The 21,904-nt window shown below is 70.3% G+C and carries 20 protein-coding genes and 1 pseudogene; 13 read left to right on the forward strand and 8 right to left on the reverse strand.

The features are described 5' to 3' along the window. Positions 1–163 precede the first annotated feature (163 nt). The 3 genes from AB0F29_RS38185 to AB0F29_RS38195 all read left to right on the forward strand — a co-directional run bounded on the left by AB0F29_RS38185 (position 164) and on the right by AB0F29_RS38195 (position 1,626). Complete coding sequence (locus tag AB0F29_RS38185) at positions 164–361, forward strand: carbohydrate-binding module family 14 protein (RefSeq protein ID WP_361882592.1); 198 nt, start codon at positions 164–166, stop codon at positions 359–361. 369 nt (positions 362–730) lie between these two features. Then, a complete protein-coding gene (locus AB0F29_RS38190; RefSeq protein ID WP_361882594.1) occupies positions 731–1,006 on the forward strand; it encodes a hypothetical protein in 276 nt (91 codons plus the stop codon). A gap of 218 nt (positions 1,007–1,224) precedes the next feature. Next, positions 1,225–1,626 carry a hypothetical protein gene (locus AB0F29_RS38195; RefSeq protein WP_361882597.1) on the forward strand — a complete coding sequence of 134 codons (402 nt, stop codon included), beginning with the start codon at positions 1,225–1,227 and terminating at the stop codon, positions 1,624–1,626. A gap of 203 nt (positions 1,627–1,829) precedes the next feature. Here the strand turns inward: AB0F29_RS38195 and AB0F29_RS38200 are convergent, their stop codons facing one another. From AB0F29_RS38200 to AB0F29_RS38210, 3 genes are all read right to left on the reverse strand, one after another. Then, the gene (locus AB0F29_RS38200; protein WP_361882600.1) at positions 1,830–3,356 is read right to left on the reverse strand and encodes an NAD(P)-binding protein; all 1,527 of its coding nucleotides are present in this window, start codon (positions 3,354–3,356) and stop codon (positions 1,830–1,832) included. Continuing rightward, complete coding sequence (locus AB0F29_RS38205) at positions 3,353–3,493, reverse strand: hypothetical protein (protein WP_361882602.1); 141 nt, start codon at positions 3,491–3,493, stop codon at positions 3,353–3,355. The genes AB0F29_RS38200 and AB0F29_RS38205 overlap by 4 nt, the downstream gene beginning before the upstream one ends. Before the next feature lie 629 nt (positions 3,494–4,122). Beyond that, on the reverse strand, positions 4,123–5,310 hold the full coding sequence (locus AB0F29_RS38210) for a hypothetical protein (protein ID WP_361882605.1): 1,188 nt from the start codon (positions 5,308–5,310) through the stop codon (positions 4,123–4,125). Between the two features lie 740 nt (positions 5,311–6,050). On the opposite strand from AB0F29_RS38210, the gene AB0F29_RS38215 reads away from it, so the two are divergent. Then, positions 6,051–6,398 carry a hypothetical protein gene (locus tag AB0F29_RS38215; RefSeq protein WP_361882607.1) on the forward strand — a complete coding sequence of 116 codons (348 nt, stop codon included), beginning with the start codon at positions 6,051–6,053 and terminating at the stop codon, positions 6,396–6,398. A 574-nt stretch (positions 6,399–6,972) separates the two neighbouring features. Here the strand turns inward: AB0F29_RS38215 and AB0F29_RS38220 are convergent. Beyond that, complete coding sequence (locus AB0F29_RS38220; protein WP_361882610.1) at positions 6,973–7,212, reverse strand: hypothetical protein; 240 nt, start codon at positions 7,210–7,212, stop codon at positions 6,973–6,975. Next, entirely contained in the window at positions 7,209–7,673 is a 465-nt protein-coding gene (locus AB0F29_RS38225) for a hypothetical protein (protein ID WP_361882613.1), read from the reverse strand. The genes AB0F29_RS38220 and AB0F29_RS38225 overlap by 4 nt, the downstream gene beginning before the upstream one ends. 180 nt (positions 7,674–7,853) lie before the next feature. Between AB0F29_RS38225 and AB0F29_RS38230 the strand changes: the two genes are divergently transcribed. After that, a complete protein-coding gene (locus tag AB0F29_RS38230) occupies positions 7,854–8,606 on the forward strand; it encodes a hypothetical protein (protein WP_361882616.1) in 753 nt (250 codons plus the stop codon). A 324-nt stretch (positions 8,607–8,930) separates the two neighbouring features. Here the strand turns inward: AB0F29_RS38230 and AB0F29_RS38235 are convergent, their stop codons facing one another. Beyond that, complete coding sequence (locus tag AB0F29_RS38235; protein ID WP_361882618.1) at positions 8,931–9,053, reverse strand: hypothetical protein; 123 nt, start codon at positions 9,051–9,053, stop codon at positions 8,931–8,933. Positions 9,054–9,079: 26 nt separating this feature from the next. Here AB0F29_RS38235 and AB0F29_RS38240 point away from each other — a divergent pair, with 26 nt between their 5' ends. Next, a complete protein-coding gene (locus AB0F29_RS38240) occupies positions 9,080–9,652 on the forward strand; it encodes a GNAT family N-acetyltransferase (protein ID WP_361882621.1) in 573 nt (190 codons plus the stop codon). A 301-nt stretch (positions 9,653–9,953) separates the two neighbouring features. On the opposite strand, the pseudogene AB0F29_RS38245 reads toward AB0F29_RS38240, so the two are convergent. After that, positions 9,954–10,529: pseudogene (locus AB0F29_RS38245) on the reverse strand (ATP-binding protein). 808 nt (positions 10,530–11,337) lie between these two features. On the opposite strand from AB0F29_RS38245, the gene AB0F29_RS38250 reads away from it, so the two are divergent. After that, entirely contained in the window at positions 11,338–13,362 is a 2,025-nt protein-coding gene (locus AB0F29_RS38250; RefSeq protein WP_361882624.1) for a M4 family metallopeptidase, read from the forward strand. A gap of 332 nt (positions 13,363–13,694) precedes the next feature. On the opposite strand, the gene AB0F29_RS38255 is transcribed toward AB0F29_RS38250, so the two are convergent. Beyond that, positions 13,695–14,435 carry a methyltransferase domain-containing protein gene (locus tag AB0F29_RS38255; RefSeq protein WP_361882626.1) on the reverse strand — a complete coding sequence of 247 codons (741 nt, stop codon included), beginning with the start codon at positions 14,433–14,435 and terminating at the stop codon, positions 13,695–13,697. An 840-nt stretch (positions 14,436–15,275) separates the two neighbouring features. Here AB0F29_RS38255 and AB0F29_RS38260 point away from each other — a divergent pair. The 6 genes from AB0F29_RS38260 to AB0F29_RS38285 all read left to right on the forward strand — a co-directional run bounded on the left by AB0F29_RS38260 (position 15,276) and on the right by AB0F29_RS38285 (position 21,670). After that, a protein-coding gene (locus AB0F29_RS38260) for an IS5 family transposase (protein WP_361882629.1) occupies positions 15,276–16,084 on the forward strand; the annotation gives its coding sequence in 2 pieces (ribosomal slippage) (positions 15,276–15,593 and positions 15,596–16,084; 807 coding nt in all). Between the two features lie 88 nt (positions 16,085–16,172). Then, on the forward strand, positions 16,173–16,649 hold the full coding sequence (locus tag AB0F29_RS38265) for a hypothetical protein (RefSeq protein ID WP_361882632.1): 477 nt from the start codon (positions 16,173–16,175) through the stop codon (positions 16,647–16,649). After that, positions 16,646–18,016 carry a hypothetical protein gene (locus AB0F29_RS38270; protein ID WP_361882635.1) on the forward strand — a complete coding sequence of 457 codons (1,371 nt, stop codon included), beginning with the start codon at positions 16,646–16,648 and terminating at the stop codon, positions 18,014–18,016. The genes AB0F29_RS38265 and AB0F29_RS38270 overlap by 4 nt, the downstream gene beginning before the upstream one ends. A gap of 138 nt (positions 18,017–18,154) precedes the next feature. Next, positions 18,155–19,525 carry a hypothetical protein gene (locus AB0F29_RS38275; RefSeq protein ID WP_361882637.1) on the forward strand — a complete coding sequence of 457 codons (1,371 nt, stop codon included), beginning with the start codon at positions 18,155–18,157 and terminating at the stop codon, positions 19,523–19,525. Positions 19,526–19,614: 89 nt separating this feature from the next. Then, entirely contained in the window at positions 19,615–19,959 is a 345-nt protein-coding gene (locus AB0F29_RS38280) for a hypothetical protein (RefSeq protein ID WP_361882640.1), read from the forward strand. Positions 19,960–20,392: 433 nt separating this feature from the next. Next, a complete protein-coding gene (locus AB0F29_RS38285; RefSeq protein ID WP_361882642.1) occupies positions 20,393–21,670 on the forward strand; it encodes a DUF6357 family protein in 1,278 nt (425 codons plus the stop codon). Positions 21,671–21,904: the final 234 nt, after the last annotated feature.

Below are 21,904 nucleotides of genomic sequence, written 5' to 3' on the forward strand. Positions count from 1 at the left end.
GCCGTACAGATCCCTGACCACCGAAACCAGGTGGTGCCTTGCGGCCCCGCCGGGTGACTCACTGCCATGAGAGCGGTACGTCGCAACCCGCTGCCGCGTTCGTAACTTCCGGTGTCCAGATCCGTTGGATACCCGCAAGTTCACCGCATCCGAAGGGCTCCCTGTGCTGAAAAAGATCCTCATCGCGTCGATGTTCGTGGGCACGGCGGCCATCGGATCGGTTTCCCCCGCTACTGCCGCCGACGGCCCGGCCGACTCGCACCAGCACCTCATCGGAAACTGCTCGCCCGGACTGCTCTTCGACACAAGCCTGCTGAGCTGCGACTACGCGGGACTCACCAACCCCAACTCTCCCGCCTAGTCTGTCGCTGCGACTGGGCGCTACGGGTTGGGGCTTCACCCTGCGCGTAGAACCTCAGGAGGGCCTCACCCACCGGGGAGGCCCTCCCGTTTCGACTGCCGCGAGTCTTCCCCTGCTGCTGAAGCCGTTCCGGACTGCGGCCGCACCGACCCTTGCGGACGTGCCGCCCTCCCCGGTGACCCGCTCTGCGCCTGCTGCCGCGTCGCCGCCCAGCGCGGCCGAGACCGCATCCTGCGAGAGTGGGAGGTCGTCCGCGACGCCGCCCCGCCAGATCTCGCGCCGGCTGGCCCAGGCCGACCGGACGCCCCCGTGTATGACTAACGTGGCGGACCGAGTGTCGGGCGCGATTACGGGCCGCGGTCCGGTCGAATGATCAGGACCGTCCCGCTGATCTTTCGGAGTTGTCGTGCGCGTACCCGTCTTCGCCCTGCCCTAGCCTCGGCCGCAGTCCTCGTTCTGACCGCCGCCGGCGGCGCGAGTGCCGACGGCTTCACCGAGAGCGAGAGCGAGGGCGGCGACACCACGCTCACCTGGCAGAGCGATGGGGCCGCCCAGGGAGGCATCACGTTCGAGCGGGACTCCTACACCGGGACCGCACAGTTTCCCGGCGAGGGCCCCGTCGCTTACCGCGGAACGCTCAACTGACCGGTGTGACACCGCCGGCTCCCGCCCGGACCCCGCGTGTCACGAATACGAAGCCTGCTGACCAGCAGCTTCTATCGAGTGGAGTTCCGGCTGCGCCGAGAGCCTCATCCACATCCAGCGCAGCGCTCCGGCCGGGGGCCCGGCCACCGGCCGAGCCCCCGGCAGACCGTCCGAAACTCCTCTGACCAGCCCGCTGCTGCGCTGCTAGGTTCCGGATCATGAGCCGCTTACCCTCCCCGCCCGATCCACTTGCACTCGCCACTGCGCCCGTGCCCGCCGTACCCGCCGTGCCTGCCCCGTGCGCGGCTGCTGTGCGCGAACCGGCTGTGGTCTGGAGGCCGGAGGTGCTGGAGGCGGTCCGGGCGACTCCGGCGCCCTGGTACGCCGTGGCTTACCCCGCCACGCACGGCGGCTGGCACATCAGCCTCCTCCAGGCCGGAGGGATCGTGCGCGACTCCTTCACTGCTGGCGGCCTGGACACTGCCGACCACGAACTCCAGTGCCGCGGATACCTGTCCCTTGCTTCCGCGATGTGCCGGGACTGGGACCGGCTGACGAGGAGGAGGGATGAGCAGGGGTGTGGCACCCCGGTCTTCCTGGATCCCGGAGCAGACGCCTGAGGTGGCCGGCTGTCGAGGCGGCCCATCGACAGGCTGGGCCGACCCACCCAGGGCTGCGGGCGAGCGCAGTCGCGCATGCCCCTGCTCTTGTGTGTGGTCAGTCCGACCGTGGCGGGGGTGTGACCGGCAGCAGTCCTCATGATGACGTCGCGGCCTGAACCGGGTGTGGAAGCGTGCGTTCGTGCACGGGGTAGGGGCGCGTGTCACATGCCGTTGAGGCCCGCGTGCCTACTTGGCGGTGTAGACAGCGAAGCCCCGTTCGGGTGTCCTGCCGGCGTGCTTGAGGGCGGCTTCTTTGGCGAACTGGGTGATGACGCGCGCGAGGTCGGCGAGGAGCTGGGCGCGTTCGCGGTGGGGGAGAGCTGCCCACAGTGCGCGGAGGCCGAGGGCGCGGGCGGCGACGCGGCCGAAGTCGAACAGTTCCTGGGGGCCAAGCGCATGGTGTAGATCTTCTCGACCATCAGCGGGTCGACCTGGCGGAAGATCTCGATGTACCGGTCGAGCTGGGGGACGGTCGCGAAGGCGAGGAACCGGGTGGCGAGGCTGTTCATGAGGAACTCGGCGGGTTTGCTGTGCCCGGAGGGAAGCTTTCGCAGTGAGGTTTCGTCGAGGCGGTCCTGGTCGATCAGCGTGGTGAGGTGGCGGCAGTAGGCGGCGTAGTTCTTGAGGATGAAGCTGGTGCCCCACCCGCTGGGGGTGGTCCACAGTCCTGCGTCGCCGATGAAGTCGACGCGGTCCTGGGCGAAGCTCCGGAACTTCCGCCCCGAGGGCAGGTAGCCGAACTTGAACTCGCTGACCGTGGTGTTGTGGAACGCCGCGGTGGACTCCTCCTCGTGCAGGACGCGGAGGAACTCGGCCTGGGCGTTCTCCATCGGGACCTTGCCGCGGCGGAGGTAGAGGAGCATGCAGAAGCTGGTGCGCTCGTCGAGGATCTCGTACTCGAACACCGGCCGCCCCTCACGCAGCGTCGCGTCCGGGTCGGCGTTGGTGGAGGCGAACGTCTGCCACAGCATGTAGTCCCCGACCGCCAGCCGGCTGTCCTTGCCGGGCGGCGGACCAATGTCCCCCTCGGGGTGCTTACACAGCGCGCCGGCCACCGACCACCAGTACATGTGGGCCTGCTCGTCCCGGTAGGCCTTGCGGATGTCGGAGGCATGCCCGGTGGCGTCGAGCAGGAGACGGCACCGGTAGGACTCGCTGAGCTGTCCCGCCGGCGCCGGACCGGACGCCCCGGCCTCCTGTCCGCCCTCGACGTTCTTGTCGGGGGTGGGCCGGAAGCGCACGACGACACCGCCGGGGACGGTGCGGTGGTTCTGGTAGAGCCGGCCCCGCATGATCCGCGACCCGTGCGTGGTCCCGGCGAGTTTCCCCTCCCAGTGCTCGATCAGCTTGTACTCGTCCAGGTAGGGGTAGCGGTCCTCGGGCTCGGCGTGGTCGAACTGGCGGGGCTCCCACGACAGATCGAACCGGGAACGGTCACCGTGGCTCGCACCGCTGTAGGTACGGATCAGAAACCGGCGGATGCCGTGCGGTTTCCGGCAGTGGACGATGTCCGGGTTGTCGAAGAGACAGTCGTGCGGGCTGAACCACGACTTGTGCACCCGCCCCACCTTCGCCCCCTCCGCGGCCTCACCGGCCGGCGGGCGGGCATCGACCACCAGAACCCTGAACTGCTCCGCCAGTGTCGAGGCCACCGCCAACCCCGCCGGACCTGCACCCACAACGATCACATCGGCATCGAAACCATCGGCGTAATCAAAGCCGTCAGCATCGAAACCGTCCGCGTCGAAGAAGCCAGCAGCACCGGGCCTGTCGCCAGATTTCGCGCGGATCGGCCCGGGCCGACCGGACGTCCGTCCTCGTCCATGGCTACTCCTGCCGGCAGAGAACATCACAGCGCCTCGCATGCGTAGGGAGAACCTGCGGTCACTACCCCGCCCGGGGCTGCCTGGCGTCTTTCTCCTGCGCGCGCTCAGCAGCATTTGTCATATTCCATTGTCATACGACCATGCGGGGGCACGCACCCCGGGCGCACCCGCACGCCAGCACCCGCTGGGCGGCCACTCGATCGACTAGGTCATCGCCACCACTCCCGCCGCCCCCGCTTCCGCCACGAACCTGTTTCCCTGGTCGAACGCTATGTCGCCGAGGGCGCGGGGCCCCGGCCGGGCCAGCCGAGTCATCCGGCGGTGGCACATCTCCGTTGATGACGCCGAGGCCGGTCCCGTGCAGCTGCTGCCACCCCACAACTCGGACCCAGACCGGCCGGGCCCCCACTGGCCCTGTTACCAGGTCTCGTGGTGACGTCGGCGTGGCTGCCAGGTTCGCGGCCCAGTGCCTTCCTCGTGTTCGCGCGAGGGAAGGCACTGAGCACACGGCACGCCAACGCGAACACAAGCGTCCGGGGCGGGGGCGCCGACGGGTGGTGGAAGGCGGTCGCATGGGCCGGCCGAGCTGCCCCCGGGGGCCCCTGCCGATGTTGCCTTGCCCGGCGGGTTACTTCCAGGTGAGGAGGACGTAGCCGTTGCCGCCTGCTGTGCCGCCGGTGCCGACGATGCCGGTGCCTCCGTCCTTGCCGTAGTTGTCGGCCTGGCGGGAGTTGGTCGCCCCGCGTGCTCCCTTGCCGCCGTCGCCGCCCTTGCCGCCACTGCCCCCGTTGCCGCCCTTACCCACGCCTGCGGGCGGCTTGACGCCGGTGTCCTTGACGATGCCCCCTGTACCTCCGGTGCCTCCTGCGCCACCGGTGCCGTTCAGCCCGGCTTCGCCGCCGGGCAGTCCCCTGACTCCGAGGCTGCCGTCGCCGCCCTTCCCGCCCGCTGTGCCGGGTGCGCCCTTCTTGCCTGCTGTGCCGGGCACCGTCTGGTACCAGTCGCCGTCGACGCCGCTGCCGATGGTGCCGTTGCCCGAAAGCTTCCCGGCCGCGCTCGCAGTCCCGCCGGCTCCGGAAGCACCCCCGTCACCGCCACGCAGGAAGTAGGGAGAGGTGGACCCGGGCGGGTAGTGGTTGGGAGGCACGGACACGCAGTTGGGGCCGGTGGCCCCGCCGCAGGCGCCCTTACCGCCCTTGCCGCCTCCGCCGGTAGCGCCGGGCCCGCCGCCGCTGGCAGTGACGAGCCACTTCGCAGCATCCACGTCGGTGATGTTGGAACCGCCGCCGTCGCCGCCGTCGCCCGGGTTGAAGGCGTTCTTGCCCGGCGCACCGTCCTTGTCGCTCGAGCCCGCTCCGCCGCCGATCCCCACCGTGGGGGCACCGGCGGCCTTACCGCCCTCACCTACGAAGATCTTCAGCTTCTGACCGGGCGTGACCTTGAACGTGCCCGTGGCGTAGCCGCCGCTGTGCCCACCGTTGGCACCAGCACCGCCACCACCGCCCGCACCGCCGCCACCACCGGCGTGCCGGATGTTCGTGGCGATGACCATGGCCACATGGGTTCCGCCTCCTCCGCCGCCGCCGGCCCCGGTAGCACCGGCTCCTCCGCCGCCGCCCGCGCCCCACACGTAAGCGGTGATGGTGCTCACGCCCTGGGGCACGGTGAACGTCGTCCACTCACCGGCCGTTGTGAACTCGGCGCGGCACGGCTGCTGTGCACACGCCGCGGCTGAGGCCTGTGCGGGCAGCGCCGCAGCGGTCACCGGGCCCGCGAGCAGAGGCCCCACTAGCAGGACACGCAGAACTTTCTTCATGAACAACCACCTTTCGCCCGAATTCCGAATTACTCGCCCACCCAACAGCCTTCGAACCCTGTGGACTGGCTCCGCCGCGTTCCGGCCGCCCGATGGGCGGTGACGACCACTCCGGCGGCCGGACATCCGTAGCGTTCGGAGCAGAAGCCTGCGCGGACGCGGCGAGGTGCTCGCGTCTTCCGGCTTCGTGTCGTCTGGTCGCGCTTGACTGCTATCTGCGGCTGCCCGGAAGGAGCCGACGGAGGAGTGCGGTGCGGGTCCGTCGGAAGCCAGCTCCGGTCAGGGGTCGAGCTGCTCCGAATGCTGCGGCGGGTGGGCGCAGGTGAGGGCGGCGGTGACGATGAGCCCGGCCCGCCGGGCTGGGGTTCCGTCGCGGGACCGGGGCCCAGATCAACCAGCATGACACAAAGTATTTATTCAACTACGGTAAGTGATTGGGTCGTTCTGTGCGGACCCTGTCTCCGATCGTGCGGAGCGGTATGCGCCGAGACACCTGCAGCAGTCTCTACGACCAGTTGGTCGATCACGAGAGTGGCTGGCCGGTGCGTACGGCTGAGTGCGCCAGTTCCGACGAAATGACCTGACTCCTTTTCGGCTCCTCTGGAGGAACGATGAAGTCTGTCCAAAGGGCGAAGCGGGCCTGGCAGCCCGTACGCCGGTTCGTGCTCTGCGCGGTAACAGCGGTGGTCGTCACCCTGAGCGGGACTGCTCCGGCTGCTGCCGCGACAGAGAACGTCCGAGTGACGTACGAGCATGGCATCAACACCAACAGCGGTAACTCCTACAAGGTGGAAATCACGGCTACGGTCACCCGGGTCGGCCAGCGCTATGAGCTGAAAGCCAAAGTGAAGGCCATGTGCACCCACTCCTCAGGACCGTCCCAGAAATGGGGCCTGGCTTTCGGGTCCAGCGCAGAAAGCTGGCGGTACGCGGAAGGCAAGTGCGGCGATCGGACGTGGGAGTACGACGAAGTCAACGTGAGCGGCCCCCTGCGCCCGAACGGACGTGTCTACCTGCAAGCAGGTGCATACGGAGGAACAGGGTTCGGTAGCTGGGGCTGGGGAACCGAGCACAGCGCCTACGTCTGACCGCGGCCGTCGCAGCGCGCTAACAACGGGACATCGAAGTGAAGCAGTCAGCCACCGGACCCGTCCGCGGCACCTTTACACGCTCACGGGACAACCGTCCGCCGGCCTCGTGCTGTGGCGACTTCGAAGCCGCGAAACGCGCCACGCCCATACCCGCTTGACAGCTGCGGCCCCGTCGGGAACTCACCGACGGGGCCGCAGCATTCCTCTCATTCGCCCGTTGCCGCAGGCAGCGGCATCGGAGCCGCGCCAAGTGGACTCTGGCCTGGCAGTTTCCCTGAGAACATCACAGCGCCTCGCATGCGTAGGGAGAACCTGCGGTCACACCCCGCCCGGGGCTGCCTGGCGTTCTTCACCTGCGCGCGCTCAGTAGCGGTCGTCATATTCTAGTGTCATACGACCCCCTGTCGGGTGCATCCCGAGCGCATCCCTCCGCGCGACGGCCCCACTGAGTTGAGTCGGTCGAGTGCCCGGTACAGGGCCCTGATCAGCCGGGCCCGGTTCTGGACTTTTGCGGTGGTGGTGGCGGGGCCGGTCGAGAGGCGGTTCACCGACTCCCGCAGTACCGCTTTGGTCAGCGGGCGCAGTTCGCTGTCCGCCGACAGGTCTCGATCCGCTGGCGGAGGCCGGTGGCGACGCACCGTGCGTGGCCGGTGAGCTGGAGGCCGATCTGCGCGCAGTCCGCCGCCCGTACGCCTGCCGGGTTTGGCCCCCAGGCCAGGACCGCGGCGGCGAGCGCGAGGTACGAGCCACGGTCCAGCGGCAACCTGCCGGTCACCGCACCCGAAGGGTCGTACATCACAGTGCCCTTCACGCCCTCAGCTCCGCCGGTTCCAGGCCTGCCTGGAGTTCGGTGGGGTCGGTCGCGACGACGAACAGCCCCTGCTCCAGCAGCCAGGAGCGTTCCCCGTCCCAGTCCGCGGCACGGTAGGCGATGTGAGCGAAGGAGGGGACCACTACCCCGTGGACGAGGCGGCCTGTTGCTGCGGCTCGTACCCGTTGCCACCCGGCCCGCAGGCTGGGGGACTGGTCGAGGGGCCCGTTGTCGGCGACCGCGCAGCTGGCCGGGACGATCCACCCCCGGTCCTGCGTGTAGGCGGCGAGGTCATCGAGGACCAGGTGCTCGACGCCCCGCAGCGGTGCCACCGCGTACAGCGCGACCGCAGTGCCTGGCCCGACGGCCGGCGCTGTCCCGGCCGCCGGGTCGCTGCGGGTGCCGCCCGGCACCAGGCGCGGCAACGACAACCAACCGGTGCGGCGGCTCGGTGGTGGCATGGCGTTCTCCCGATCGCAGTGGGGTGACTGATGGCCTTCTCCCAGACAACGCCTTCACGCACGGGTGGGTTCAGGGCAGAACGAGGGCAGTTGCCTGTCGTGCGGCGGACAGTTTTACCTGCGCGGACCAGATGCCTGGACTACCGTCGCTGTCTCGAACAGCAGCCGCCCGGGGGCCTGATGGACACACCGACCAACACCATCCTCACCGTGCTGCTCGGTGAGTACGGCTTCACCCACCGGTCCCTGGCCGACGAGGTCAACCAGGTCTCCGGGCGCATCTTCGGACGTCCCGGGGCGGCTACCGACCGGGACGTACGCCGGTGGATCTCCGGCACTGTGCGGTGGCCGACCGGCCGCTACCTTCTGCCTCTCGCCGAGATTTTCGACCGGCCGCCCGAGGCCATGGGATTCGTGCCGCGCGGTCGCTCCAGCCGCCTGCCCGCCCCACCCACTTCGGTGCGGCCAGGGCAGGAGGAACCCGTGAAACGCCGCGCATTTCTGACCGCGTCCACCGCCGCGACCCTCACGCTCGCGCTCCGCCTGGAGGAGACCCCGGTGCGCGGGCGCCTCACCATGACGGACGTCGACCGCATCGCCGCGACCATCGGCCGCCTCGACGCACACTTCACCGCGATCGGCGGCGGCGCCCTCCTGACCGTCGCCACCCCTACATCGACCGACTGCGCAACACCACGGACGGCTGCACGTATGGCCCCCGCGTCGAACAGGCCCTGCACACCGCGCTCAGCGGCCTGCACCCATCCGCCGGCTGGGCCGCCTACGACACCGGCGACAACGCAACTTCCCGACTCCACCACGCCGCCGCCCTCCAAACCGGAATCCTCGCGAAGGACGGACACGCCCAGGCCCGCGCCTGGTCCGACCTGTCCCTTCAGGCCCGCGCCGAAGGCCGGCACCGCGAAGCCCTGACCATCAACCGCGCCGCCCTCCAGACCCGCCACGCCCGCCAAGACCCCCGCATCGCGGCGCTGCTCCATGCCCGGCTCGCTATCGGCCACGCCCGCCTCGGCAACCACAGTGCCTGCGCCCGCTCCCTTCTCGCCGCCGAGAAGCCCACGACCGGTTCGACACGACCGCACCCCCACCACCGTGGCTGCGGTTCCTGGACGCCGCCGAGATCGCCGGACTCGCCGCCATCGCCCACCGGGCCACCGGCCGACTGCCCGACGCGGAGAAGGCCACCGCCCAGGCCCTGCGCCTGCTCGGCCCCTCCATGCACCGCAACCGCGCCTACTACAGCGTCCAGCTCGCCCAGCTCCAGCTCGCCCAGGGCGACACCACCAGCGCCAAGGCGACCGCCACGGCGGTCGACACCATGGCGGTCAGCAGCCCCCGCATCGCCCAGCGCCTCGCCACCCTCCACCGCCTAGGAGACCGCCAGCGTGACCACCGGCATACAGATGCGCCACTACACCGGCAACCAGGCCCCCGCACTGCGCCCGCTGCTCCTCGACGTGTACACCGAGGTCTACGCGGACGCCGCACGCACCGACCCGTTCGCCTCCCCGGACCGCTTCGCCGAAGGAATCGACCACTGGATCGCACGACCCGGCTGGACCTGCGTCATCGCCTACGACAACGACCAACCGGTCGGCTACGCCTACGGAGCACCCCTGCCCCCGGGATCGCGATGGTGGGGCGGCCTGCTCACCCAGGTCCCCGCCGACGTCACCACCGAGACCGGAACCCGCACCTACGCGCTGTCCGAGCTGATGGTCCGTACGCCGTGGCGCAAGACCGGCGTCGCTCGCCAGCTCCACAACACCCTGCTGGCCTCCCGCAGCGAGGAACGCGCCACCCTCCTCGTCGACCAGACCCACCCCAAAGTCCACGCCCTGTACCAGTCATGGGGCTGGACCACCCTCGGAGACCTACGCCCCCGACTGGACGACGCCCCGCTCTTCCACGCCATGCTGCTCGCCCTTCCCCCAGGGGTCGGGCAGTCCGGGCGGTGAGAGCGGACTGTGGTGGTCGGACCGGCGAGGAGTGGTCGCCGGTCCGACAGTTCGATCATGCCCCGGCAGAGTGCCCGGTGTCAGCCGGAGCGGGCGGCGTCGAGGGCCGGGGCGCGGGGGAGCACGGTCAGGAGCGATCCCTCATCGGGCACAATCTCCGCAGCGCGGGATAGGCCCTGGGGCCGGAGGGCAAGTCGGCACCGGCCGGGAGCCTTCAGTTCGGACTAGGTGCTGTCCGGCGGATCATTCCGGACTGGCGCGGGCATGCTCGGTATGGCTGAGTTGTCGTGGGCCGCAGCCGTCACGCGAACGACGGCCACCGGTCGGCGGCCCACTCCCGCCAGCCGACCCAGCCGACCCAGCCGGGCGGCGGGCCGGCGATCCTGCGGCCCGCCAACTCTGCCGCGTCGGGCTCCTCGAAATGAGCCTGCCCGTGCAGGATGTCAGCCTCGGACATTGGCAACGTCTCCTCGGGGACGGTCGTCCAGCGGTGAGCGATACGGGCGTGTTGGGTCTCATCGTCCACCGGCAGGTAGACCATGCGGAAGCGCGTCTCCTCTGCCTCCACCAGCCAGCGGATCGCAGACCGTTCTTCCCGTGACCAACAGCCGAAGTCCACGACGACGTTGGTGCCCAGCTTGACCGTCTCCAGGGCGAGCCAGAGCATGCGCCCTTCCAGCACATCGCGCTTTCCGTCCGCTTCCGCCTCGCCGAGCAGGGGAATCATCCAGTCGTCAGTCGTCAGTCGTCAGTCGTCAGTCGTCAGTCGTCAGTCGTCAGGCGTCAGACGCAGTGCGCCATGTTCTGCGGAGAGCTGCCGGGCCCGCGTGGTCTTTCCGGCCCCTGGCAGGCCGATCATTAGGAACAATGTGGTCATACCCGGATCGTTGCAGGGAAGCCGATCGGACGACCACCGCTTTAACCGCCTGATCACGGGCTGAGCCACAGGCGGATGGAGGCCACGGTGACAGTGCCGTGGAGACGTAGGCGCGCTTGTCATAGCGCGTCGCCACGGTGCGGAAGTGGTCGGGTAGCCGGGTCATGTCGCCCAGGGCCCGCAACAAGATCCCGGCGAAGGCTCCTGTGGGGAGGTGACCTTGGACAAACCTCTTACGTTGCAGCTCCCCTGCTTCGTTCACCGGCCTTGACGGACAACCTCCACGCCCAGTCGAACGGCGGTGCCACTGACGGACGGGACGTGGTGCCGAAGCGCGTAATCTCGTCGACCTCGGTGTACCGCTTCCTCTCCTCCCCGGTGCGCACCCGGGTCTGACCTCGGGCCCAGCGGTGTGCGCGGCCGTTCTGTGCCTGTTGTGCGTCGGAGCGCGCCCCACCTGCCCGTACGCCGGTCTGCCTGTGCCGTACCGCGCGGGGAAGGGGGTGCGGCCGAGTGTGGCGCGCAGCTTGGGCGCCGTCTGGCCTGCGGGTTCGGGCATTCGAGCAGCGGACGAATTGTCGCCAACCCCGGCACGGGGCTCTCACTCTTCCCGAGGTCCGGTGGCAGGCTTCTTCCTGCCACCGCGCTCGCGCCCCGACAAGGCCCTTCGGCGTGGCGGACGCACTCCCGTGTCACGGGCCGTTGACCGCCCGCGCGGAACCGCACCGCACCGCCCCGTCCGGCGCACTCCCGTACTGGCCGGGTCCTGTTCTGGCCGTTACCCACGGCCGCCGCAGAAGGAGTCCGAGTGAGACGACGACCTGCTCTGAAGGTCTCGGCCGCGGGCGCACTGCTCGCGTCCGCCGCGATGCTCGCCGTGGGACTGCCGGCCGGTGCCGTCAGCCCTGCCCCCGGCGACAGAGCCGCCCCCGCATCGAAGGCGCGGGCCGGGGCGCTGCCGACGAAGCTCAGCCCTGAACAGCACAGGAATCTGGTCGCCGCAGCCCAGGCCGACAGGGCCGCCACTGCCCGGGCTCTGGGCCTGGGAAGCAAGGAGGAATTGCGGGCAAGGAACGTCCTCAAGGACGCCGATGGCACTCTGCACACCCGCTACGAGCGCACCTACGACGGACTGCCCGTGGTCGGTGGTGACCTCGTCGTGCACACCTCCCCGTCGGGCGCCGCCGCCGTCAGTAAAGCCACCAAGTCGCGGATCGCCGTACCCAGCACCACCCCGGCCCGTAGCGCGGAAACTGCCGGGATGTCCTCGCTGAGCCGGGCGGAGAAGGAGGGGCGTAGGGACGCCAAGCTGCAGGGGGAACCCCGTGCGGTGGTCTGGGCCGCCGGCGGCCGTCCGGTCCTCGCGTGGGAGTCGGTGGTCAACAGCGTTCAGCCCGATGGCGTCCCCAGCGAACTGCACGTGATCACGGACGCCGCGACCGGCAGGGAACTCAACCGCGACGAGAAGGTGAAGCGCGGCACCGGCAGCAGCATGTACAGCGGCCAGGTCCCGGTGGGCAGCATCAAGTCGGGCTCCGTCTACAGCCTGCTCGACCCCGAGCACGGGGGCCACCGGACGTACGACGCGACGAATGTCGGGGAGCCTCACATGGCCCGGCTCTTCACCGACACGGACAATGTGTGGGGCACTGGGACCATGGCGCACCCGCAGACCGCCGCGGTGGACGCCGCCTACGGTGCGCAGACTTTCTGGAACTACATCACCCAGGTGCACGGTCGCAACGGCATCCGCAACGACGGTGACGGAGCGGCCAGCCGGGTCCATTTCGGCACCCCCCGCACCGCCGCCTTCTGGCAGAACTCCTGCTTCTGTGTGACCTTCGGTGACCAGAACGGCAAGCCGCACACCACGATCGACATCAACGCGCACGAGATGGGCCACGGCGTCACCTTCGAGACCGCCCGGCTGGGTGGTTACGACGTCGAGTCCCTGGGGCTGGACGAGGCGAGCAGCGATATCTTCGGGACCCTCACCGAGTTCCACGCGGCGAACGCCGTCGACGTGGGGGACTACCAGATCGGTGAGCGAGTCAACGCGCAGGGAGACGGCACCCCGCTCCGTTCCATGGACCAGCCCTCCCGGAACGGTACGGGCGACGACTACTGGCATCCTCAGATGGGAAGAACGCAGAACGCCGGACCAGCCGTCCACTGGTTCTACCTGGCCTCCGAGGGCAGCGGGGTCAAGACCCTCAACGGCGTCAGCTACGACAGCCGGACCGTCGACGGCCTGCCCGTCACCCCGATCGGACGGGCCGCCGCCGAGAAGATCTGGTACCGGGCCCTCGCCGTCTACATGACCTCCACCACCAACTACGCCGGGGCCCGCACCGCGACCCTCGCGGCCGCCGCCGACCTCTACGGCGCGGAATCGGCCACCTGGAAGGGCGTACGAGAAGCCTGGGGAGCCGTCAACGTCGGCACCCGTTCAGGCAACCCCGCCCCGACGAAGCCGCCGGGACCGGTCTTCGAGAACGTCACCGACGTTCCGATTCCCGCCGCGCCCGCGACCGGCACCTCGCCGATCACCGTGACCGGAGTCACCGGCAACGGCCCCTCCATCCTGCGGGTCAACGTGGACCTGGCCGTGCAGAGCTGGACGCAGGCAGACTTGGCCGCGGAGCTGGTGGCACCGGACGGCACCGTCTTCCCGATCGCGAACTGGGAGACCGCCCACACAGAGAGCCGCACCGCCACCTTCGCCATTGATGCCACCAGAGTCGGTGCCAATGGCACCTGGAAGCTGCTCGCGCGGGACCGGACTCCGGGAGCCGTGACCGCCGGCATCAACAGCTGGAAGCTGAGCTTCTGACCCGCTGAACAGCGCGCCCCGGTCGGGGCGGTGACCAGGGCGCAGCCGAGCGCCGGTCACCGCCCTGCTCTGAGGCGTCCTCCTGGGTACTGACAGCGCTGTCTGGGAAGCACAATCGGCGGCCTGATCTATGGCGCCATCCTGTGTCGCGTCTCAAGCAGGCCGCGGCTGACGTTCCAGGTGACCGGCGTCCTACCGCCGTAAGGGCCTCCTTCGGCCAGGTTAGGCGCCTCGGTCGTGGTGCAGCGCATCCGGATGTCGGACCCCAGCGGGCACTGTGCCGGGCTTCGGTGGCGGCGTCGGCGGTGCCAGCTTTGACGGCTCGCCTGGTCCTACAGGTCGGCCACTAGCAGCCGGTAGCCGGCATCGAGGGTTTCGCGGTCGAGGAGGTCGGCGTGGTGCTGGTGCCACCGGCCGGAGGACAGGTCGTCTGCCAGCCGGTCCAGGCCCGGCTGGATGGCTTCGTCACTGGTCTGGGCGAACAGTGAGATACCGGCCCGTACTTCCGGGTCGAGGTAGGCCTCGGGCCGGCGCCAGAAGGCGGCGAGGAATCCGTCGGTGCAGTCGTGCGGGATGGGGACGGTTTCGATGCGGGCGCCTCCCAGCAGCGTGGCCAGGCGGTCGACCGTGACGGCTCGTGTGTTGTGGAAAGCGGCTGCTTCGGGCAAGTAGTCCTCTATCAGCCAGAACCTGTGGTTGATGTCGGGGTCGAAGGTGAGGACGACGATCCGCTGCCGGGCGATGCGAAGGAGTTCGCCGATGCCGGCCTCCAGGTCGCTCCAGTGGTGCACGGTCAGGAGGGCCATCGCCGCATCGGCCGAGTCGTCGGCGAGAGGGATCGACTCCGCGGATGCTTCCAGGGCCGGTGCGGACCCGGCCGGGCGCTGGGCGATCATCACTGAGCTGGGTTCAACAGCCAGCACCGTGTGTGACGGTTCGTAGGAGCCGGTGCCGGCTCCGACGTTGATCACAGTGGCGGCGCCACCGAGGGCTTCGTGGATCCTGGCGGTGATACGGGGGTCCGGTCGCCGAGTGCTGGCGTAGGTCGCACCGATGCTGTTGTAAGTCGCCATACCGCACAGTATGCGCTTCCACCTGACACAGGGAAGAGCTCACAGCATCGTCAGTGCTCCCCGGCATTTCGAGCTGTCTGACCGCCAACTAGTGCCCGAAAGCGTCGACAACGCTGCCCGCTTCACCGACGAAACCAACCTCGGAGAGAGAACCGAGCCCTTGGTGAGCCGTCGAGCCGGATCCGCACACGCCTCGGCATCCCTGACCTAGCCACGAGGGAGAGGGGCACGCGTACACCCTGCTGCGCCGCCCCGTGCCGGTGCTCCTGACCTGTCTGGCCGGTCTCTCCGGAGTGCCGGCGGCGGCAGTCTCAACGGCGGTGCGGGGCGCGACGGCGGGTCGAGGTCTGGGCGACCGTCGCGCACCCGGCGGACCGTGCGGTCGTTGTCCGTCACGAGGCCGGTTCCGGGGTTTCCCGGTGCGCGCCGCCGCCCCGTGGCCGGCCGGGTCGTGCACCGTGCGGGCCGGTGGTCCCGCAGCTGCGTGGCCAGGGTTCAACCAGTGGGCGGGCGTCGCTTCGTTGTTGGGTGTGTGGGGGTGGGTGTGTGCACCCCGGGGGTGTGTGCCCCGGGGGGTGTGTGCCCCGGGGGGTGTTGGGGGTGTGTGTCCGGGGGGTGTTGGGGGTGTGTGTCCGGGTGGTGGTGCGGTGGTGGTGGGGCGGTGGTGGTGTTCACGTATCCCGGCCGTGCCTGCCAGCGGGACGCGTGAACCATTTTTTCAGGCATTAGAAAGGGGGAGCCAGTTAGTGCATAACGTAACGTTAAGAGCTCGTAACACGATCTTGCTGAATCGCCCTGGTAGGCCGTGACCGGTGTGATGATTCGGCCGTTCGTGAGGGTGTGGGTACTCGACCGTGGATCGTGGACGATGAGTTGTGGGCGTTGATCGCCCCGTTGTTGCCTCCGTGGCCGGAGCGGTCGCCGGGACCGCGGCCGGTGCCGGACCGGCTGTGTCTCCAGGGGATCCTGTTCGTCCTCTACAACGACATAGCCTGGCAACTCCTGCCGTTGGAGCTGGGGTTCGGCTCGGGGCAGACATGCTGGCGGCGGCTGGACCGGTGGCAGAAGGCCGGTGTCTTCGAGCGGCTGCACCAAATTCTGCTCTCGGAGCTGAACGCGGCCGGCGAGCTCGACTGGTCACGTGCGTGTGTGGATGGTTCCCACATCCGCGCGAAAAGGGGGGCGCCGACACCGGTCCGTCGCCGGTCGACCGGCGGAAGACGGGCAGCAAACACCACCTGATCTGCGACGGACGTGGCACCCCGCTCAAGGTCATCACGACTGCGGCGAACGTCAACGACGTCACCCAGACCCTCGCCCTGGTCGACGGCATCCCGCCCGTCGCCGGCCGCCCGGGCCTGCCCCGCCGCAGACCTGAAGCCCTGCTCGGCGACAAGGGCTACGACTCCAACCCCAACCGCGACGAGCTTCGTCGCCGGCGGATCCTGCCCGTCATCTCCCGCAAGGGATCACCGAACATCAAGGGCATCGGCAAGCTCCGCTACGTCGTCGAGCAGACCTTCGCCCTCCTCCACCACTTCAAACGCCTTGCCGTCCGCTGGGAACGACGCACCGAACTCCACAACGCCTTCATCTCCCTCGCCTGCAGCCTCATCTGCTACAGACGCCTCAAGACAGCCCGATCATGATCGTGTTACGACCTCTTAGCAGAATTCGCCCCTCACGGGTGTGCACCGGTGAAAAGCTGCCGGGCACCCTTTCTGAGAGGAAGTCGCAGTGACCGTTTCCCGAACCGGTAGCGGGACGCGGCGGCGTGAACGCCAGACCGGCGACGCCCGCGCGAACCGGGTGAGCATGTCGTTCAGCGACGCCGAGCTGGAGGTCGTCAAGGTCGCTGCCGGCCGCGAGGAGATGGCTCCCGCGGCGTGGTCCGCACGGCAGGTGATGGCGGTCGCGCAGCACACCCTGATCCCCCTCTCCGCCGATACCGGTGACGTGCTGCGGGAGCTGATCCGTTCCCGTGCCCACCTCCAGGAAACCCTGACCGCCCTCCGCGCGCTGACCACCCCGACCGTGCCGTTCCCGGCCGTCCCCAACGCCCCGGCCGGCCGCCCTTGTGCCGCCCTGCCGAACGCCGTCGCGCCCGTGCTGCCCGACACCGTCCGGGTAGTGGTGGAGGAGGTGTTGAGCGCGGTCCGCAGGGTGGACGAGGCGACGGTCCAGGTGATGCGCGAGAGGCGCCCGCGCTCGTGATGCCGAAGAAGGCGGAGCCGGGCGCGGACACCGCCGGTCTCCTCGCCTACCTCTTCGGCCCCGGGGACCGCGACGAGCACACCGACCCCCACCTCATCACCGCGTGGGACCCCGCTCTGCCGTGCCCGGCACGTCATCCGGACCGCATGACCCTGTCCGCCCTCGCGCTGCTGCTGGATGCCCCGGTCGACGCCCTGCGCGGACCGCGCCCGGCCGAGCACGTGTGGCACGCCTCCATCCGCAACGCCCCCACCGACCGCACCCTCACCGACACGGAATGGGCGGCGGTCGCCGCCGAGATGGTGGCTGTCGCCGGGATCGCTCCGCACGATGACGAACAGGCCTGCCGGTGGGTGGCGGTGCGTCATGCACCCGACCACATCCACCTCCTGGCGACTCTCGCCCGCCGGGACGGCCGCCACCCCCGTATCCGCGGAGACATCCCCCGCATGCACACCGCCGCCCGCGCCTTCGAGACCGCCTGGGGCCTGACGCCGATGTCACCGCTCGACGAAACCGCACGCCGCGCACCGTCCACCGGCGAGAAGGAGAAAGCCACCCGCCGCGGCCTCACCGAACCCGCCCGCGCATCCCTCCAGCGCACCGTCCGCGAGGCCGCTGCCCTCGCCACCGATGACTTCGACTTCCTCACCCGGCTCCGCGACGCCGGGCTCCGGGTGCGCGAGCACCACGACCACAACGGGACCGTCGACGGGTACGCGGTCGCGCTGCCCGGCGACCGCGCCGACCACGGCACCAGACCCGTCTGGTTCTCCGGCCGGACCCTCGCCTACGACCTCTCCCTGCCCCGCATCCGCGAACGCTACGAACCCACGATCACCCCCGCCGACATCACCCGCGCACACACCCGCATCCGCGAAGCAGCAGCCCTCCTCGCCCGCGCCGGCCGCACCGAAGGCGCCGGTGACGTCGCCGCCCTCGGCGACCTCCTCACCGTCACCGCCGCCGTCTCCCGGCCACCGTCCGCGCCCACGTACAAGCCGCGGCCACCCGGTTCGAGCAGGCCTCCCGCGCACCCGGCGCCCGCACCCTCGACGGCACCGCCCGCACCCGCTTCAAAGCCGCCACCCGCGCCCTGGAACACGCACCCAGAACAGCCCGCGGCGGCGGCGCACCCGCCGTCCTCAACCTCCTCCTCGCCCTCATCGAAGCCATCGAAGCAGCGACCGCCTGGCACCGCGCCCAGAACCACCGCGCCCAGACAACAGCCGCCGCCCAGGCCGCCGCCCTGCTCCGCGAAGCCGCCACTCTCACCACCACCGGAGCCCCCGCCCGTACGACGACGCCGCGTACGACGACACCGCCGTCGACGCCGCGTACTACGACGCCGCGCACCGTACGGGTGACGCCCGCCCCGGCGCGTGGCCCCGCCACGCCCCCGCCCGTTACCGCAGTACCGCCCCGGCGGCCTCCCGCCGGACCGCATCCGGGACCCGGAACGGGCTCGGGGCGTTCGCGCTGACCACGACGAAGGAGCCTTCCCCGTGACGACCCCCGCGCCTGCCCAGCTTCAGGGCGAGCCGTTCTCCGAAGCCCTGTCCGAGGCCGCGCAGGCCGCCGCGATGTCCATCCGGCTGATCCTCACGATCGCGGACGCGGTCCGCCGTGCCTCCCAGAAGCACCACCACGGTAAGGAACAGGACCTGCCCGAGGGCTTCGGGGAGATCGCGGAGTCCTGGTGGTCGGCCGACGAGCTCGGCAAGCACCTGCCCGCCTCTCTCCTCGACCACCTCACCAACAGCCCCGACTGGCCGGTGATGGCCCGCCGGCTCATGTCCCTCAGTCACGCCGGCGTCGACCTCACAACGTTCCTGCCGAACCTGGGCACCATGGCCTCCGGTGTCGAGCGGGCCGTGGCGAAGAACGTCGCCCGCACGAAGGCGGAGGGCACCGACCGCTGGGCCGACCTCCTGCGCACGACCCTCCCCGAAGGCCTCATCCGCGACGCGATCATCGCCTCCCCGGCCTGGCCCGACATCGCCGCCACCATGGGCCGCCTCCACGACCAGGGCATCGACGTCGCCCGCATCCTCACCGACGCCCACACAGCCGGCCTCGGCGTCGACCAGGCCATCGCCGCCGCCGTCGCCCCCGCCGCGACTTCCCCCGCCGCTCCCGCCCCCGCCCCGGTTCCCGCTCCAGTCGCCGCGCCGACTCCGGCCGCAGCTCCGCCCGCCCCCACCGCAACTTCGCCCGCTGCTCCCGCCCCGACCCCCGCTGCTCCCGCCCCGGCCGCCCCCGCTTCGGCTCCTCCTGTTCCAGCCCCGCCCACCACCCCCGCTCCCGCTGCTGCTCCGGTTCCGGGCGCCGGGCAGACTCCCGCCCCGGCGGTGAGCGCCGACGCGAGGAACCTCTGGGGCCCGCTGACCGAAGGCCTGCACATCCCCCGCGACCTCGACCTCGGCGACCGGGCCCGCGCCCTGGACCAGCTCGGCGTCACCCCCGGCGCTCACCGCACCCTGGTGACCAGGGTCAACGAGACCCTCCCTCAGCAGGAGGCCGGGTTCCTGGTGAGCTCCCGTCAGTGGCCCGTCCTCGCCCACCGCATGGCCCAGGAAGGCGTGCCCTTCGCCGCGCACCTCGCCCGCATCGCACCCGACACCGCCACCTGGCGCACCGGCCCGCCCTCCGAAATCACCGCCCGCCTCCTTGTGGCCACCCACCACGCCCTCACCACACCCCTCGACCAGCCCCTGCCCGCCGGCCCCCGCGTCTCCACCACCGCGGCCCGCTCCCGCTCCACTACCACCGCCCCGGACACGACACCGCCGAAGCAGCCCGCACCCACCGAACCCGCCGTACCTGCACACCGCCGGAACACCGCCCCCGCACCCCGCCAGGGACGCGGACGATAACCCCCGGCCCCGGCCCCGCCCGGGCCCAACGGCCGCACCCACGCAGGATGTTGCGACATGACGCCCCCGATCCGGGAGACGATGCGGGTGTGATCAACCGCGAGATCTCCTCACGCCTGGCAGCCGGGCACGGCCGCCGTGTCACCCAGCTCGCCGAAGCAGCCGCCCGCTGGGGCGGACACGTACCCGAAGACCCCGGCATCACCGAACTCGCCGACCTCCTCGAAACCGCCGCCGCCGACGCCCCCGACCGCCCCGGGCACACCGCCAGGACTCTCCTGGCCGGGGCCGTCGAGGACCTGCGGGCAGCCGCCCGGCTCGGCGGCATCCTCCCCGCAGTCACCCTCTGGCACCTCCAACGCGCCATAGACCAGGAACACACCGCCCACCAGCAGCGCACCGTCCCCGCACAACGCCAAGGACACGACCGGTAGACCGGCCGGTTCGGGGCCCCCGTCCGCACGCCAGCACAATGCACGACCCCTGACACCCCATCAGGGTAGCGCCGGAACTCCGGCGCTACCCATCCTCCGGTGCGGTGTTGATCCAGACGGCCGCTCTCCGGGGCGGTGCCCCGGTGCCGCGCCCGGCCCTGGTGACCCGCGCTGAGCACGCATAGGCATCCTCTCCGGCTCCGGTAGTCGCTTTGACGGGCGCACGCACTTCAGGGGGTTGTGCGCAGACCGCCTCACGGACAGCGGCTGCTCAAGTGGCCCGGAGTAACCGCCCGGTACCTCCGTGGAGTTTTGAGTGAAGGCCGCTTTCGCGTACGGCGGTTACCGACCCGATTGATCAAGTACGACGCACCGTTCGACGGCGCACGTCGAAGATCAAGTCCGGGGCTTTCCGGTGGGGAAGACTGAGCCCATGAGAGACATCGTTTTCACGCGCAGGAGCGGCTGGATCCCGAAGGTGATCCGCGAGGGCGGCGAGCTGAAGCTGATGCTCGGTGCCGGGGCCGATGCCAACCATGACCCTCGTGTGTTCACGTTCCCGATAGGCGAAGCCCATCTTGCGGTGATCCGGGAGGGCCTGGGCAGACACCTGCTGTTGTGGAGTGCGGTCCTTCCGCTGTGCGACGCCGCAGGAACCGGGGGCCGGCTCGACGAGGACGCCGCGGTCGCGCTCCTGGACCCGGTCCTGCTCGGCACGTCGGCGGATGTGGAGGCGCTCTTCCAGCGCATCCAGTGGGACAGGGGCCGCCTCATCGCCCATGGGGCCGACATCGCTCTGCTCGAACGCGGTGAGGTCTGCGCGGCGGTGCGCGCGGCGAGGGAGACGTCCGACGGGAAGCGGGCTGAGAAGTACCACGCGGACCGCCGTCGCGCCGAGCGCGGAACAGTGCTGGGTCCGCTCGACGCCGCGATACTCACCTACACGGGCCAGTACCTGTACGGTGCGACGGTTCCCAAGCGGATACCCGATGCCGTCGATCCCGCACTGCTGGGGGAGGTCATGGGTGTGGTCGCCACCGCGGAGCGGGCGTGCGCCGGGATGCGGATCAGCCGTGACCCGCGAGGGGGAAAGCGCGCCACGGACAAGCGCGACTGGAACAGGATGGCGGTGGCGGTCGAGGCGGCCGTGCGCCGTGCACACCCCGAGCTCGTCGATGACGCGGTGGCTACCGTGAGCTTTCTGATGTGCTCGGAGGCCGCGGACCGCGCCAGGAACACCCCCATGCAGGACGACAAGGAGACCGCCGGCAGCCACGCCGGCTTCGGTGGGAGTGCCAGGAAGACAGCCCTGTCGTTCACCGACGACAAGGGTGCCGAGAAGAAGTGGCTCCGCGACCATCCCCGCACTGCCACCGCAGAGTTCTGGGAGTTCGTCGGCGACCGCTCCACCGGGAACAACCAGGTGTTCACCATCGAGGACGAGGAGATGGGCGAGGGGATCCAGCTCCAGTTCCGCACCGACTCCATCGCCCGGATAACGACCGCGCGCGAGGCCGAGGACGGATCGGAGCCGGAGTACCGGGTCGAGTACGGCCGGGCCGACGGGATCAGCGAGTACCGGAAGCTGGTGAGCGCCTTCGTCCGGGGCGGCTGCGCCGCACTCGAAGAGCACGGCCCCTGGACAGCGGACGCGGACGAGTTCGAGCGCGCACGCCTGCGGCGCGACGCCGAACAGACCCGGCGGACATGAAGGAGACGTGATGAATCGAGAAGCCGGCCGGAACCCACGGCGGCGTCCGCGAGGCTCAAGCGCCTGAGGCGCGGACGGACGGGCGGACGGACGGGGCGGCGACGTCGAGCTGGACCAGGAGGACGGGCCCGTACCGGCCGGGGGCGACGGGGAGGGGGGTGGCGTCACCGGTGACGCCACCCCGGATTCCGGGCCGAAGGCAAAAAGCGCAGCAAGGGCCGAGGGTGCCCCGGT

Origin of the sequence: Streptomyces sp. NPDC026589 (assembly GCF_040638385.1) — a bacterium.
In the GTDB taxonomy this organism is placed as follows: Bacteria; Actinomycetota; Actinomycetes; order Streptomycetales; family Streptomycetaceae; genus Streptomyces.

Coding starts and splice junctions, on each gene's coding strand:
- AB0F29_RS38190 (WP_361882594.1), top strand. CDS start 731: ATGATCAGGACCGTCCCGCTGATCTTTCGGAGTTGTCGTGCGCGTACC.
- AB0F29_RS38195 (WP_361882597.1), top strand. CDS start 1,225: ATGAGCCGCTTACCCTCCCCGCCCGATCCACTTGCACTCGCCACTGCG.
- AB0F29_RS38205 (WP_361882602.1), bottom strand. CDS start 3,493: ATGGACGAGGACGGACGTCCGGTCGGCCCGGGCCGATCCGCGCGAAAT.
- AB0F29_RS38210 (WP_361882605.1), bottom strand. CDS start 5,310: ATGAAGAAAGTTCTGCGTGTCCTGCTAGTGGGGCCTCTGCTCGCGGGC.
- AB0F29_RS38225 (WP_361882613.1), bottom strand. CDS start 7,673: ATGCCACCACCGAGCCGCCGCACCGGTTGGTTGTCGTTGCCGCGCCTG.
- AB0F29_RS38230 (WP_361882616.1), top strand. CDS start 7,854: ATGGACACACCGACCAACACCATCCTCACCGTGCTGCTCGGTGAGTAC.
- AB0F29_RS38255 (WP_361882626.1), bottom strand. CDS start 14,435: ATGGCGACTTACAACAGCATCGGTGCGACCTACGCCAGCACTCGGCGA.
- AB0F29_RS38285 (WP_361882642.1), top strand. CDS start 20,393: ATGAGAGACATCGTTTTCACGCGCAGGAGCGGCTGGATCCCGAAGGTG.